Here is a 14,538-nt window from a genome sequence, read left to right on the forward strand (position 1 = left end):
TATATTAACTAATAAACATTTTTGATTTTATTTTAACATTTACAATTGGATTTCTGAACACAGGTTATTTAACATGAAGCAATTACCTTTCTTTTGGTTGCTATAAAGTCGAATAATCATAATTTAGTCAGTGCTGCTTTGGTTTGGTTTAATAGAGTAAAACATAAATACTATTTATCCCTTTTTATTTAAATGAATCTTTAGTTTTTGTAACAATATCCCTTAACTCTTTAGCCTTAAAATCTTTTACAGCTAATGATCCATCTTGGATAATATGTCTTTGAATTCAGGTATTTGTTTTCCATATACATAACCATTTCCTGATGAAACAAACTCCTTAGAAACTATTTCCTTTTGGGTTAGCAATTTAGTGATAAAACCGGTGTTTAATTGTTGATGATTTAATGAAGGATGCAAAAGAATAGAGCAATTTTGAGAGTGTAAATAATAAAATAGCTGGGATCCCTTTACCATCCACATACATAGGGATCAACCAGCTATTTTTTGGAACCGAACTTGGCACCAAAACACCACTATTTTTCATATTGCACAATTAATAAGCTATTCAATTTACCTAATAAGAAGCCAGCATAATTTACATAGCCACAACTTTCATTCTTTATTTAAAACACTTAAAAGATGATCGTAAATATTTGTCCAGGAATCCTCGAGATTAATCGTCATAACCGCCATTTTAATCCGCTCATCCCACTGATATACTTCATTCACTTCTATCCCGTTATAAGGGTAGATTAGAATGCCTCTGACGCTTAGGCTGGATGGCTGATGCATGAGGTATGTATAAAGCTGGTACATATTATGGCTGTGAAAGGACGATTTCCCAAAATTCTCCTGAAAGATGTTTTTATAAAACTTTGCATCGATAACAATCTTTTCCGGGCTGTTTTTATTCGTTAATGAAACATCCGTTTTCATAGTTGGTAAAAGCGACTGTTTACCGATGAGTCTCCATTGCATAATTTCTGACGACACACGATACTCGTTTTGTTCAATCCTGTAAAAATGGAATAGGAATTTCTCAAACAACTGATTAAGAGTTTTCTCATCAATCTCAGCTGAAAAGAGACTCCAGTTACCACGTTTGTGCGAAAGGAAAGTTAGTTCGTGGAGAAGCCTAGCGATATGAACCATCCGCTTGTAATGAACCGTGTGCCTACCAAACTGAATCCTATTAAACATATCCTTAGTAAGCTTCTGGCACTCTATTTCAGGCATCGCTTCCATCAGTACAAAACTCTTTTTCCTTATTTCTTCCTTAATAAAGCGATTACTACTAATTGCACTTAATGTGGACTTCATCACCTGGTTAAGCAAAATTTCGGATGAATAATTGTCCTTCACACAAACCACCATTGGCAGCTTGGCAATGAGAAAGGGCATTGATTCATTCATCAACATGCGACCACCTAGGTTTTTCGTTGGCTCGACCCGGGTAACATAATTTTTTACTAACCGGTGCTGAATTATATTTTCTGCTTCCCGCAAAAATTGAGTTGCCATAAAATCATAGGTGATAAGATCTTCGTCAAAATCGTTCAAGCTTTTTACAAGCTCCGGCATCTCATTGGCATAACTTAAAAGACAGAACAGATTCCGAATTGGTACCTTGAAAATTCCATCCATTTTAAATCCCTTCCAGTAAGCCCCTTGCTACTTCAGGGCGATCATAATAATACTCTTCAAGGAGAGGTCTAATTTCATATGTTATTATTCCTTCGAACCAATCTGTTTCATCTATTTCACCCGGCTTTGAAGAGAAAAACGAATGTCCGATAGCATAGCCACTCCCCAATTGGTAATCACTTACTATTTCTCTATTCACTTTTTCAACAACATATAAAATCTTGTCTACCATTTGAGCAGTTACTCCCTGATGATAAAGCGAAAGCTTCCATTTTTCGTTAAAAGCTGGTTCAACCGATACAAACGCAAATCGACGTCTAAGAGCCACTTCAAGCTGTGCAAGAGACCGATCTGCTGTATTCATTGTCCCAATCAAATACACATTAGATGGGACGGTAAACTTTTTTTTCGAATATCCCATTGTTACGTATTCATCACGTTTATCCCTCTCAATCAGCAAAAACAATTCACCAAATATTTTGGAAAGGTTTCCTCGATTGATTTCATCAATGATAAAGTAGTAGGAATTCTCCGGGTTTTCTATAGCCTTTTGACAAAAATCATAGAATATTCCAGTTTGCAAGGAAAAGCCTGTTTCATCGGGTCTAAATCCCATTACAAAATCCTCATAAGCGTAGTTTTGATGAAACTGCACCATCTCAACCCTTGCATCATCTCTTTCTCCTATTAGGGAATATGCAAGTCGTTTGGACACAAATGTTTTTCCTACTCCCGGCGGCCCTTGGAGAATTATGTTTTTCTTATAATGAAGTAAATTGGCAATTGTTTCATATTTTTCCTCATCAATAAAGACTTCCCCCAAAAAGTCTTCTTTGGTATATGGAACTAATGTGGGCACTCTAGGTTTTTCCATTACAAAATCGGCTATAGCTTCCTTCAAAGCCGGCTTCAGAATCCATTTAAAATGATTATCCTCAGTATACTCCCCATCAAAAGGTACGCACCAATACCAATCCTCCCCGCTCACTTTTGTAGGTGTTGGGATACCGGTAGCAGCAATTATCCGTTTTGCAAGCTGGACAACTGGTGTGGTAAATGAGGTAGGATGTCTATCCAATGCATTAGCCAATTGGGATGCAGTTGCTCCGCCACCAAATTCAAACATTTTCAAAAGGTATTCCAAATCGCTTTTTTTAATTACAGATTCATCTCCGAGTAGCTTTGCCCATGTTTCAGTTGTTATTGGTGAAGGAAAAATATATGAATTTTTTTGTTCCTTAACTCCTTCAAGGGCCGTTTCGTTAAGTGTTTCCTTATACTGATTAATCACCGAGCCCATATTGTATTGGAATTCTTCGTATGTAAATGATTCGTAATCTGTGGTGAATAGTGTATCTTTACCCCTCTCCGGATGCTGATCACCATACAAGAGTCCATAACGGATTCCATTCTCATCAATTGAGACGAAAAATTGAGGTGCTGTCCTGTGAGTGGAATGACCTTTTTCATACACTGCAAGCCAGCATTCCGATCCGCCAAAATTCTGGTTCCAACTATATCCATTAAGAACTTTATCCTCAACAAATACTAGCCCCTGTGTTTCGTTTAGTTGGCGAATAGCTTCGTGAATTTTCCTTTGCTCCTCGGTGACCTTCTTTTTCTTATCAAAATAGTATAACTGAAACAAAATAGAGAAATTGTTCCATGATTGCAAAATGTTTGTTTCGTAACGTTGCTTCACTTCGTCCTTAATTTCCTCTAATTCTTCCAAAGATATCTGGCCAATTTCAATGATTTTTTCGATTACCTTAAATTTTATTAAATTAATCTTTTCGGAATTCTGGTACATTTTTCGTAAGGTTTGAAGAGTATCAAATTCCATTTTTGAAATAGCCTCAAGCATGAGATCTGGGCTTTGTTTGAACAAAGCAAGTTCAGCTGCACTCTTATAAAGATATTCAATTGCACTTTCTACCTTAATTTTGTGGTATTGGGTACTGCAGAAGAAAAAATCTTGAATGTCGAGCATAGTCAACTCCGGATAATCAGACAGAAGATGTTCAAGGGTTATTTCACATATATTAAAATATGTTTCATAATTACTACCTACAGTTCCGAGCTTAAGATCAATCCCGTAGGATCTCTTAATATCTGTAAATACTTCCTGCTTATATAGGGGATATTTAGCGTAATCATATGCTGCCAATAAATAGCCAAACAATGGCGCCCCAAGTGATATTTGGGGGTTGAAGGCTTTCCCTGCTTCACGGAAAGCCTCTATTCGTTCTTCAATGGGTAAGTTCGACTTATATAGTTGAATCCAGAGTTCTGCCACTTCAACCGGGCACTCCTCGGCAAATTTAACCAAATCTCCTGTATTGCTCCAATGAACAAAACTCCCTGAGTTCGGGTTCTCCTTTTGGATTTTTCTGGCCAAGTCGGTTACGGTCCGTTCCGTAATTTCCTGCTGGTTCATAAATTCATTCAACCTCGATAGTATTTCCAACTTATAGGCCTCGTCATATTGGTCAGTTTCTTTAAAGTCCAAGTATTTCTTGAAGGAAATATCTATGTATTTGTCTTTTAAAAGAGCTTTTTCTAATTCATCGTAAGTCATAACTTCTCCCCCTCGTACTGGATAGCATTTTTGGCAATTACTCTTCGATATTTATCCCTAAACAATCCACTTTTGTAAAACTGATTCCATCAACAAATATAAAATTTTTGATATTCAGTAATGTTTTATAGTAATTTTACAAATTCTTCTTCGGTCAAAATCTTGATATCCACCCCTTTTTCAATTAATTCATAGGCTTTTTCCTCTTTTGTACTCAATCCATCTTCTCCAACTAATGATTTATCTTGTTTACCTACAACTAAATAATTTACTTTTTTACTGACGCCTGACTTTAAAGTCCCCCCTAAATCGGCTATTTTTTGCATAGCTGTTTTCCGTTCCATAGTTTGAAGTTCTCCGGTAAAAACGAACGTCTTACCATAAAAAACATGCGTTTCATCAAATATTTCAACACTAGCTGCTATTTCATTTACGTTTACATTATTGAATTTTTTTCTTTTTCCAAATGATTTATTTGGCTTTAATTCGGAGAAACTTTTTATTGGAATATCCCAATATGAACGACAATAATTCTCAAGTGATTTTTTATTTTTTAACTTAACGCAATGAACTACTAATTTAGCAGTTGCTATAGCATCCTCCAGGGCGTCATGATGATTTTCCAAAGGAATCCCAAAATAATCTAATCTATCTTTTAAAGAATTTCCAACACCTGCATTTCTGCAAACTCTTGTACTTATGGGAATACTATCTATGTATGTGAAATCCGGAAAATCTAAATTATATTCCTTCAAACAAGCATACAGCACACTCATATCAAATTGCGCATTGTGTGCTACAAATACATTAGTACCATTAAATAAATTACTTATTTCCTCCCAAACTCCAATAAAATTCTTTGAATCTTTTACGTGATTCGGTGTGATTCCATGAATTTCCACCATTTCTGGATTGAAATCTAATGTTGGCGGTTGGATAAGAAAATGTTTTTTATCTATGATTTCATTATTTTCAACAAGCACCAATCCCATTGAGCAAGCACTATTATATTCATGATTAGCTATTTCGAAATCTATTGCAATAAAATCCATCTCTATCCCTCCTATCAATAAGCATGATTATAATTATATTTATCTAGCAAATATTGATCCAATTCAGATTTATTTTCAAACAACAAAGAGGTATGTTCCGTTAAAAAATGATAATGATCACTATATGTACTTTTTCTGATTTTAAATGTAAGGGAGGCATTATTTCCTTTTTCATCTTTAAATTTAACCAAATCTCTTAATACGGGTTTATACTGATATCTGTTAATTTCTTCACCATTTTCTCTAACAATGAAAAGTGCGTTATCTTGTATATTATGAAACTCTAGAGATTGAAAATCGTATAATCCCTGTGAATACCAGTTTCCTATTTCTTTTTCTAAATGAGATAGCAACATTTCTTCCCGTGTGAATCCCCAAACTTGAACTTTATCATCAACAATATTTACAATACCGCTTTTTAATTCATTAATCCTATTCTGTAGCACAAAAAATCACCTCTCCTATCTCATTGAAATAGCTTATAACCTAATTTTTCATCTTGGTTAATAAATCCATATTTTTACTAACTACCTACATTTCTTGTATACCGACATTTGGGAAAATTGATACATCCATAAAACTCTCCTCTTTTGCCTTTTCGGAGAACCATCTCAGAACCGCACTTTATACACAGTTCTTTGGGCTTATAATTAATTGATTCCTTTACAGCCTCTTCTGGTGAACTACCATTTAACTGAGAAATCATATTTATCAATTCATCACGTTCAATTAATCTAATTCCATTAGAATTTGCTAATTCGATTGCAGCATCTGTGAATTCATTATTTGTAATTGCCCAGCCTTCTGTTGCTTTATAAAACGCTATTGATGATACTACTTCTTGAATGGCTTTTATCCCTACTCTATTACTATACCGTTTAACTTGAACAACAATTTTTTTGCCATCCTTAGTCATAACTAGATCAGCACCATAATCTCCTGTAACTTTTGTAGTTTCAACTTTATAACCTTGACGGATAAATAATAACTTTAAAAAGTACTCAAATTGTGTCCCAGTCATAGAATCTACATCATTAATTCTGGATTTTCTAACTTTATCCTTATAATTTTTACTTCTAACTATGAGAAAAATTATCGAAACAATAAATCCGATTAATCCAAAAATAAAAGCTGTTTTCAATGATTTAGTCATTAACAATACAATCGCAAAAACACCTATACTAGACATTTTTAATACCGCATCAATAAATTCACTTTCTCGCTTTGCTGCACTTTTTCTCCTTGCCATTGAACATTCTCCTTACGTTGTAGGGTTCGATCTATCGTCTTTTGAGTGACTTATATTGGTTAGCAAATCCTATTACTATGTTTATTTCTGCTCCAAACTTGTCCGGGTTGTCTAGCATAAACCCAATCTGCCAAAAAAACATATCGACTAATTTCATTGTTGTATAGCTAACCCCATCATTGCTGAATAAATCTTTATTTTTTTCAAATCCATGTTGATGGAGGTTATAAAAATCTACCAGTTCCTTTAGTGATAATTTGTCAAATTGAGTTCTAATCCCAAATAATGTTAAAGCATCTTTAAAATACCTGTCATAGGCCGGTACATTTCCATATACACCAAGTAATATTTTGGATGCTAGAGTGTCCGTAACCTTGATTCTAGCTTTTATTCCGTTTACTTCGTATATGTTTTCTTGATAGGCTCTTTTGGTTTCACTAATGAGCCTGTCCATGTCTTGGATGTCAACTAAACAAGTCGGATTTTCACCAAAAAACTTATGATTTGCAGGGTTCATCACAACACTTTTAAGAAAATAACTATGGATCTTATAGTCTTTTTGCAGTAGAAAAGAACTACCTCGTAACATACCCCAACTTGCCAGGTAAAAGGCTAATTGTAAGCATCCATGGTCAAAAACATCATCGTTCTCAAGTTTTAAATAATTTTTGTAAAAAAAGGAATGGCAATGTTCCCATGACTTAAATCGATGATGATTATCCTTAATAGATAAAGAGTGATATTTAGATAAAATTTCTCCTATAAAGTTGTCGGTGTTAATAAACCGATGTTCTTTTTCTATTTTGGGAGTTGGTTCTTTTATTTTAGTAATCTGTTGGTCCGGTATATGCACTTGTTCTTGATGAAACTCCCCTGTAATCCAACTCTTAAAAAAGTCCCAATCTCTGACGGTTCCATCGTTATTTAGCAAACCAAGGAACACTCCGTCCCCCTTTCCTACCTGCCAAATCGCTTGAGCAGTATTCTCTTTATCTGAAATTCCACTATCCTTTATGTAATCGAAAAATGAATCCTTTCCAGGACTATAATTTTCAGCAACAAATGCCACTAAATAGATATCGATGCAACTAGCTCCAAAATCTTTTGGGTCGCCATTTAGAATGTGTTGTTTTATAATACTGTTCCATATTTCAGGGGAGCTTGATAAGATTTTGTTCTGAATTTTGTCTATTTGATAGGCTTGATAGCTTCTTTTTTCCCATTGTTTTAACTGAGAGTAGTCACCTTTAAGTAAGACCAGCTTATTAAGCATATTTTTCAAATTGCATACGGTTGGAATTATGTTGGTATGTATACTTCTTCCACGTAGTTTTCTTGGTAACTTAAGAGATTCATTGCTTTGGCTTCCATAAACTCTGTTCCCTCCATTCAATTACCAATAATTATACTTCTAAAATTTTTGTAAAAATCATCCATTTATTGAACAATTAGAATCATTTTTAAATGTTGAGAATGGCTTGCCTGGGCCCCAATGGGGAAAATACACCTAGAACAAGGCTGTGAATTATGTTTTTTCTTTAAAAGAAATCCTGTTAATTCAAATTGAGTAGGTCTCAAAATATGAGTAGGGTGTTTACAATGGAAAAGAAAGAATTTTGGAGACTAATGAAAAAGCCAAGGAATTTGATTAATCCAAATGGCTACCAGAGTAATTAGCTCGAAAGAATTGGAAGATGTATTAGTCTTTGAATTTTTTTCAAGAATTCATGAACGCTAGTTATCAATCTCGTTTATGGGGAGCTGAATATGTGCTGAAGGACGGCTATTCGGACGATGCGTTTGATAATTTTGAGGCTGGTAAAACCGGGGTGGGTTCCGGCGTATCAAGGTGAAACGTTGGAACCGTCCCTCTGATCTTACCTCTGTTCTTAAAAATATTGAGGAAAAGGAGATGATGTGATGAGTTTTAAAGACGAATTTATTCCGAAAGTGCACGAGGTATTTAAGGAAGAATTAACGATCAGTAGGACGATAGACGAAACGTTTTCAATGATTAGAAATTATTTTCTTGATTTAGAAAATAGGTTGAGGGATGTATCGGAAGTTGCTCAAAAAAAATACGAAGTAGATATCCAAGATTACTTTTGCAAGGTTCGACTGTTTAATAATAGATTGGAAGTAAAATTCTCAAATAAAAAAATTGAAATAGAAAATATTCACAAGCGTTCTGGATATGGCCATGAATTTTATTTCAACGAAAACACATACAGTTTTATCGGGCCAGATGAAAAAGTTTTTGATGAAAGTGTATTAGATTCATTTTTAAAGGAAACATTTGAAGCTTCAATAAGTAGTTTACTTAGATAAAAAATATTTGCAGGACAAGGCACTCTGTTTATTGAGTGCCTTGTCTTTTGTCCAAAACAAACTGTAACGTTTCAACCTAAGTAGAAACGCATTATTAAAGTTTCTTCTTTCACTAGAACTGAAGGTTCAAGTTCTATTACCAATCGTTTTTTCTAATTCTTTTATCCATCAGGATTGCGAATAAATAAGACGGAGCCTGAAGTTGTTGCAAAGGAACTGTATTATCCAGTGGTACATACTCTAGTGCTTTTTCTAATGTTTTTTTTGATACGGACCGATTAGTGCGGCTTAGTTTAATAAGATTCCCTTTAACGATATACGAAAATTCTCCACCTTTAATTTGAAGAAACACTTGTCCCTCACATTCTTTTATTCTCTCCCACAGAACTTCAATCATTTTTACCCGCTTTCCCTAATTTTTATAAATACCACATTCTAAATAACTCTCACCATATAATCATAACTATGTCCATTTATTTGGATGACTTTTTCTACACGATAACCTAGTTTTGTATAAAGAATTTTAGCTGTAGGATTGTCATGAGCTACATTAAGTGAAACTCTCCTGTATCCATTCCTTTGCGCAGCTTTTTCTGCAGCTTTTATTAAAGCTGTTCCTATTCCATATCCTTGATATTTTGGACTAACAGAAATAGTGTCTATGTAATAATCGCCTGGTTCCGCTTCTTTATCCAAATAAATATCCTGTTTGCGACTTTTCTTTCTTAATCTACTTAAGATTGGCTCATCCAAGACAGGTGCATTCTCTCCTGGATAAGATATAACAATTCCTACTACTTCATCTAAAACTTCAGCGACAATAGTATTTTGAAAGCTAAGACGGTTGTTTTTTTCACGAAAAAAGTACGCCAATGTTTCGCGGATATTTTCAGATTTCGTTTGCCCTGTTAACTGTTCGGCAATATCGGTAATAGCAAGATGAATTAGTTCGGCAGCTTTCTTTGAATCTTTTTTCTCTGCCAACCTGAGATTTAATTCTTGAGACACAATTTCCTCCCATGTTATTCCATACGGTACACCTCCTGATGTTTCCCCTGCGAAAAAGTAGAATGTTTCATCAGAATCTTGCTCTAAATAATTAATTGTTTTACTTTTTTGTGACTTTGATTTTATTCTCAAAATATGCTCTCTCCGTTTATTATGAATTTTCTTATAGAGCCGTTTGCCATTATAAGGTCCCTTTGTTGAAACTCTAATAACTATTATATTAAAGAACAATTACTAACGTTGATCACAGACCGGCAAAGGGTGATTCATGTGCCTAGTCTTCTGCATAAGTACCGCCCCTCTATTCTTTTTTACAATTACTTTAACATACCTATCCTTTAGATTAATTTCAAAAATTGACTAAAGAAACCAAGGAATTGATCTAATAAACAAAACCGTACTTTTGCAATTCACAGTACGGTTTTTGTGCGGATGTAAAAATCTATTTCTATAGGGAATAAAAATCAACGATTCTATTTAAATGATATTTTCACTGAGTAGCCAAGGTTCCTAAAAAACTCTTTTAATACTTTTTCCGCATTTTTTTCTGCTTTATTTAATAGTCCTGTTTCTTTTACTTCTTCCTTGATTTGCTTTTGTGCTTGTGCAGCAAGGTCATACCCTTCATCCCATTTAGGTTCTTGTCGAAGTAATCCCTCGTCAGAGTATGTTATTACTTGATTCATCTGAAGTGCGGGTTCCTGAATAAAGTCAGCTGGCGGCAGAACAATCTCAATTACTTTTTCTTTGTCATTTACTTTAATATCGCTTGGGGACACCTTCTTTAAGTCGACTCCTGCAATTACAGTGGCAGGCACAATCAATAATAATTCCCGTTTGGTTCCAGGGAGATCCAGCTTGATATCTTTTCCAAATAATTTATTGTCCTTTTGCTTAATTACGGTCTTAACCTGCGCTTCAGCGGTTGCTAGAGTCGCTAACTCCTGAACATGTTCAACAAAAATTGTAGTTTTTTGATTAAAAGTTCTTCCTGAAAATAACCATATATTTACTAATACAGAAACCAAAAACCCTGTAATTAGAATTATAATTATTATTCTCCCAAATTTAAAATTAGGCCTAAAAAATGGCAATGAAAGACTTGTCCCTTTACCTCTATGTCCAATTGTGGCAGAAGTAGCGCTTTCTACCCTACTTTCTTTTAACCCCATCAATACTCTCTCCTCACACATTTGTTTTCTGCACTCATTCTTTTGAATGAAATAAAAAATTACTATTTTCTAATCCTTATATTAAACTATTAATCTAATATTTTTGAAGTATAATATTAAAAATACCAGGAACTTTAAACAAACACGGGGATAGTTTAACTCTTGATTATTTTTAATAAGATATTGCACATTTATAAATGAACTGAAAAAAATAGCACAGTATTTCAGATTATTCCCCGGTTAAAGTGAATAACAGGGGTCGGAAATACTGTGCTTATTTTCAACATTAGAATTATGGAGGAAGATGATTTGGTGCGTTATTTCCGTTTTTATGGGAAAGGTTTGGGGAAGAACCTCTGGGGTAAAAGGTTGGTGTGAGTGAATGGGGGTTAATCCTCCCTCCCACATATAAGCTTCATGGTAAATCACCGTAACCGCCCCTCTGTTCTTAAATCACACAGAAAAACGCAGAGGTTTTAGCATCCTCTGCGTTTTTTATAATCTAATGACCTGTTCTTTCTGGTTCTACAACGCTGTGTTGAACTCCTTGTTATTCTTTTCCACTAAACTCTAAAATATTTAAACCCTCAGAGGCTTCTGGTGCTTCAAAAAATCTAGTAACATGAATAAACACCGCTTCCGTGTCAAAAGCTGCTCTTTCGGGTTGTTCACTCCGCCTTTGTGCAATTTGACGTAAGCATTGGTTGTTATTTAGACTAAGGAAAATTAATTGATGGCTTGCATTGACCTCTGCCGCAATATCCAAAACCACTTTCGCAGTTTTTGAGTGTTATCTGGAAAATCCATCACTCATCTGTTCCGACACTTAATATGTTTTGGACATGCTTTTTCACCAACGGCTTGAGCTGTGCTGAGTATTTTAGATAGTCCTCAAATGACCCGACTTGATTGGGATAAAGAGATGACAGCCATTCATCCTCAGACAACAGTACTGCATGTTTATCTATCGCCAATTGTTTTGATTTAGTTGATTTTCCTGCGCCCATTTTTCCACAGAAAAAGTATAACGTCCCCAATTGTTTCATATTTTTTAACTCCCGTGCTTTTTTAAGCGGTTGTTACGCCACCGGATTTTAAGGATTAATCGTATATTACATTTTTTCCTTCTTCACTTAATTTTTTTAAAGAAGCAAGCATTTGATTTATTTCTTCGTCGGAATGTCTTTCCCATGAACCTAATTCGGCTACTATTTTCAAAGGAGATTTAGATCGATAAGAACGTGTTGGGTTTCCAGGAAATCTTTTGTCAGTTAAGTTCGGATCATTTTCAAAATCTCCTAGTGGCTCTACAATATAAATTCTTTCTTTTGCTGTAGATCTTGCTAATTCCGCACCCCTTTTAGCAGCATTCAAGGTTGCAGTAAAATAAATATAGTTAGATTTTTTATCTTGGTAATTTGATAAGTATTGTGGTTCTAATAAATCCCCTATTTTTAGTTCTGCTTTTGTACCATGAAAAAAAAGGTCCATTATCTATGACATCTTGTGTGTTTCATATTGATACAACCCCCAATTTTTCGATTTATATAACAGTATAGTATGTGAATTTTAGGAAGAGTAGTCTATTAATGAAGCAAAAGCAGGAACATTGGAATTTAGATAAGATATCTAAGGTATTGTAAAAGTTGTTCAATCTGTATTTCCCAACTCCAAGCCCCCCAACCTCCCCCCTACAAAAATAAAAATTGTTCCAACCCTTTCCAATAAGCTAAAATAAATATACAATCCACCCCACTCAATGAACGGAGGTTTGACCATGCACAAACTACTAATCATCGAGGACGACATGACCATCGCCAAAACTCTCAAAAATCACCTCCAATCATGGGGATTTGAGGTCGAATACATATCCGATTTCCAAAACGTAATGACTCAATTTGTTTCCTTTGATCCACAATTGGTTTTATTAGATATCTCCCTCCCCTTTATGAATGGGTTTACCCTATGCAGTGAGATTCGCAAATTATCCAAGGTGCCGATTATCTTTATCTCTTCTGCATCCGATAATATGAATATTGTTATGGCGATGAATATGGGTGGGGATGACTTTATTGCCAAACCTTTTGACTTAAACGTTCTTACTTCCAAAGTCCAGGCTTTACTTCGGCGCACCTATGATTTCACCGGACAAACCAATTTGCTGGAACACCGCGGGGCTATTTTGAACACAAGTGACGGGACGCTCACCTTTAATGGGCAAAGGGTTGAATTAACCAAAAATGATCAAAAAATCCTGCACGTTCTGCTTGAAAATAAGGACAAGACTGTGTCAAGAGATGTCCTGATGACCCGGCTGTGGGAAACGGATAGTTTTATTGATGATAATACACTGACAGTAAATATCAATCGGCTCCGTAAAAAGTTAGAAGTAATTGGACTGAACGATTTTATTAAAACAAAGAAAGGGCTCGGCTATTTGGTGGACTGAGATGAAAAATTATAAAGAAAACGTATTCCTCCTATATATACATAAAAACTGGAAACCGGTAGCCCTTATCGCTCTTTTTGCGCTCTGTTTTCTCATCGTTTTTTCACTAAGTCATCTCCCTCTCGCACCGATCCTCTACAGTACCCTTTTATGTCTGTACATTGGCCTCATCTTTTTTGTTGTGGATTTTTTAAAATTTAGAAAGCGATACAGGCTGCTAAAAACCGCCCAAAAAACGATTATGCTGCAAATCGGTCAATTGCCTGCCCCAACGAATGTGATTGAACGCCAATATCAAGAACTGCTGCAAATTTTATCAAAAAATAAGCACGATTTGATCGTCCAAGCTGACAATAAACAGAAGGATTTAGTCGAGTATTTTACCCTATGGACCCATCAAATCAAAACACCGATTGCAGCAATGCGGCTGCTTCTCCAATCGGAACAAACGGAACAAACCTCGGAGCTTGAAATGGAATTATTTAAAATAGAACAATATGTTCAATTTGTCCTGCAATATCTTCGTTTAGAAAACATGTCCAATGATCTTGTTTTTAAAAAATATGAAGTCGATGACACCATCAAGCAGGCAATCCGAAAAAATGCCAAAATGTTTATCCGAAAAAAAATCACCCTAAACTATTCGGATGTAAACTGTACCGCGTTAACAGATGAAAAATGGCTGCTCTTTGTTATTGAGCAGATTCTATCCAATGCGTTGAAATATACAAACGAAGGCACTATTTCGATTTTCATGAAAAATAAACGATTGATTATTGAAGATACCGGTATCGGCATTCGCGCAGAAGATTTGCCACGGGTATTTGATAAGGGTTTTACCGGATACAATGGACGCGAGTTAAAACAATCGACAGGAATTGGCTTGTATTTATGCAAACAAATATTGACCAAGCTATCCCACGGCATCGCCATTGAATCGGAAGTAGGAAAAGGAACAAAGGTCATCATTGATTTGGAGACAAAGGAAATCGGAGTGGAATGAGACCACGAGCTTCAATCTTACAATAATGTAAGTTTGAGTGCATATTTGTAAGACA

At 35.1% G+C, this 14,538-nt stretch carries 14 protein-coding genes and 1 pseudogene; 4 read left to right on the forward strand and 11 right to left on the reverse strand.

Going from position 1 to position 14,538, the window contains the following annotated elements:
• Window positions 1-612: 612 nt before the first annotated feature.
• The 6 genes from ACI48O_RS16710 to ACI48O_RS16735 all read right to left on the reverse strand — a co-directional run bounded on the left by ACI48O_RS16710 (window position 613) and on the right by ACI48O_RS16735 (window position 7,796).
• A complete protein-coding gene (locus ACI48O_RS16710; RefSeq protein WP_435562985.1) occupies window positions 613-1,644 on the reverse strand; it encodes an McrC family protein in 1,032 nt (343 codons plus the stop codon).
• A gap of 1 nt (window position 1,645) precedes the next feature.
• Window positions 1,646-4,222, reverse strand: a complete 2,577-nt coding sequence (locus ACI48O_RS16715; protein ID WP_435562986.1) for an AAA family ATPase — start codon at window positions 4,220-4,222, stop codon at window positions 1,646-1,648.
• 125 nt (window positions 4,223-4,347) lie between these two features.
• Window positions 4,348-5,274 carry an exonuclease domain-containing protein gene (locus ACI48O_RS16720; RefSeq protein WP_435562987.1) on the reverse strand — a complete coding sequence of 309 codons (927 nt, stop codon included), beginning with the start codon at window positions 5,272-5,274 and terminating at the stop codon, window positions 4,348-4,350.
• Between the two features lie 14 nt (window positions 5,275-5,288).
• Window positions 5,289-5,720 (reverse strand): hypothetical protein, encoded by a 432-nt coding sequence (locus ACI48O_RS16725; protein ID WP_435562988.1) that lies wholly within the window; start codon window positions 5,718-5,720, stop codon window positions 5,289-5,291.
• 77 nt (window positions 5,721-5,797) lie between these two features.
• Window positions 5,798-6,523: a restriction endonuclease gene (locus tag ACI48O_RS16730; protein ID WP_435562989.1), complete on the reverse strand. Its 726-nt coding sequence runs from the start codon at window positions 6,521-6,523 to the stop codon at window positions 5,798-5,800.
• A 31-nt stretch (window positions 6,524-6,554) separates the two neighbouring features.
• Window positions 6,555-7,796: a hypothetical protein gene (locus ACI48O_RS16735; RefSeq protein WP_435562990.1), complete on the reverse strand. Its 1,242-nt coding sequence runs from the start codon at window positions 7,794-7,796 to the stop codon at window positions 6,555-6,557.
• Window positions 7,797-8,250: 454 nt separating this feature from the next.
• Between ACI48O_RS16735 and ACI48O_RS16740 the strand changes: the two genes are divergently transcribed.
• Together ACI48O_RS16740 and ACI48O_RS16745 are read left to right on the forward strand one after the other, a co-directional pair.
• Complete coding sequence (locus ACI48O_RS16740) at window positions 8,251-8,376, forward strand: DUF4240 domain-containing protein (protein WP_435563079.1); 126 nt, start codon at window positions 8,251-8,253, stop codon at window positions 8,374-8,376.
• A gap of 67 nt (window positions 8,377-8,443) precedes the next feature.
• A complete protein-coding gene (locus ACI48O_RS16745; RefSeq protein ID WP_435562991.1) occupies window positions 8,444-8,851 on the forward strand; it encodes a hypothetical protein in 408 nt (135 codons plus the stop codon).
• A 136-nt stretch (window positions 8,852-8,987) separates the two neighbouring features.
• Here the strand turns inward: ACI48O_RS16745 and ACI48O_RS16750 are convergent, their stop codons facing one another.
• The 5 genes and pseudogenes from ACI48O_RS16750 to arr all read right to left on the reverse strand — a co-directional run bounded on the left by ACI48O_RS16750 (window position 8,988) and on the right by arr (window position 12,522).
• Window positions 8,988-9,248 (reverse strand): hypothetical protein, encoded by a 261-nt coding sequence (locus tag ACI48O_RS16750; protein WP_435562992.1) that lies wholly within the window; start codon window positions 9,246-9,248, stop codon window positions 8,988-8,990.
• 38 nt (window positions 9,249-9,286) lie between these two features.
• Complete coding sequence (locus tag ACI48O_RS16755) at window positions 9,287-9,991, reverse strand: GNAT family N-acetyltransferase (protein WP_435562993.1); 705 nt, start codon at window positions 9,989-9,991, stop codon at window positions 9,287-9,289.
• 341 nt (window positions 9,992-10,332) lie between these two features.
• Window positions 10,333-11,031: a DUF4230 domain-containing protein gene (locus ACI48O_RS16760; protein ID WP_435562994.1), complete on the reverse strand. Its 699-nt coding sequence runs from the start codon at window positions 11,029-11,031 to the stop codon at window positions 10,333-10,335.
• Window positions 11,032-11,581: 550 nt separating this feature from the next.
• Window positions 11,582-12,077, reverse strand: a pseudogene (locus ACI48O_RS16765) (P-loop nucleotide/nucleoside kinase family protein).
• A 55-nt stretch (window positions 12,078-12,132) separates the two neighbouring features.
• The gene (arr, locus tag ACI48O_RS16770) at window positions 12,133-12,522 is read right to left on the reverse strand and encodes an NAD(+)--rifampin ADP-ribosyltransferase (RefSeq protein ID WP_435562995.1); all 390 of its coding nucleotides are present in this window, start codon (window positions 12,520-12,522) and stop codon (window positions 12,133-12,135) included.
• Window positions 12,523-12,808: 286 nt separating this feature from the next.
• Between arr and ACI48O_RS16775 the strand changes: the two genes are divergently transcribed.
• Window positions 12,809-13,480 (forward strand): response regulator transcription factor, encoded by a 672-nt coding sequence (locus ACI48O_RS16775; RefSeq protein ID WP_435562996.1) that lies wholly within the window; start codon window positions 12,809-12,811, stop codon window positions 13,478-13,480.
• A 1-nt stretch (window position 13,481) separates the two neighbouring features.
• Window positions 13,482-14,483: a sensor histidine kinase gene (locus ACI48O_RS16780; RefSeq protein WP_435562997.1), complete on the forward strand. Its 1,002-nt coding sequence runs from the start codon at window positions 13,482-13,484 to the stop codon at window positions 14,481-14,483.
• Window positions 14,484-14,538 lie beyond the last annotated feature (55 nt).

Source organism: Neobacillus terrisolis, assembly GCF_051233475.1.
GTDB lineage: Bacteria > Bacillota > Bacilli > Bacillales > Cytobacillaceae > Bacillus_BU.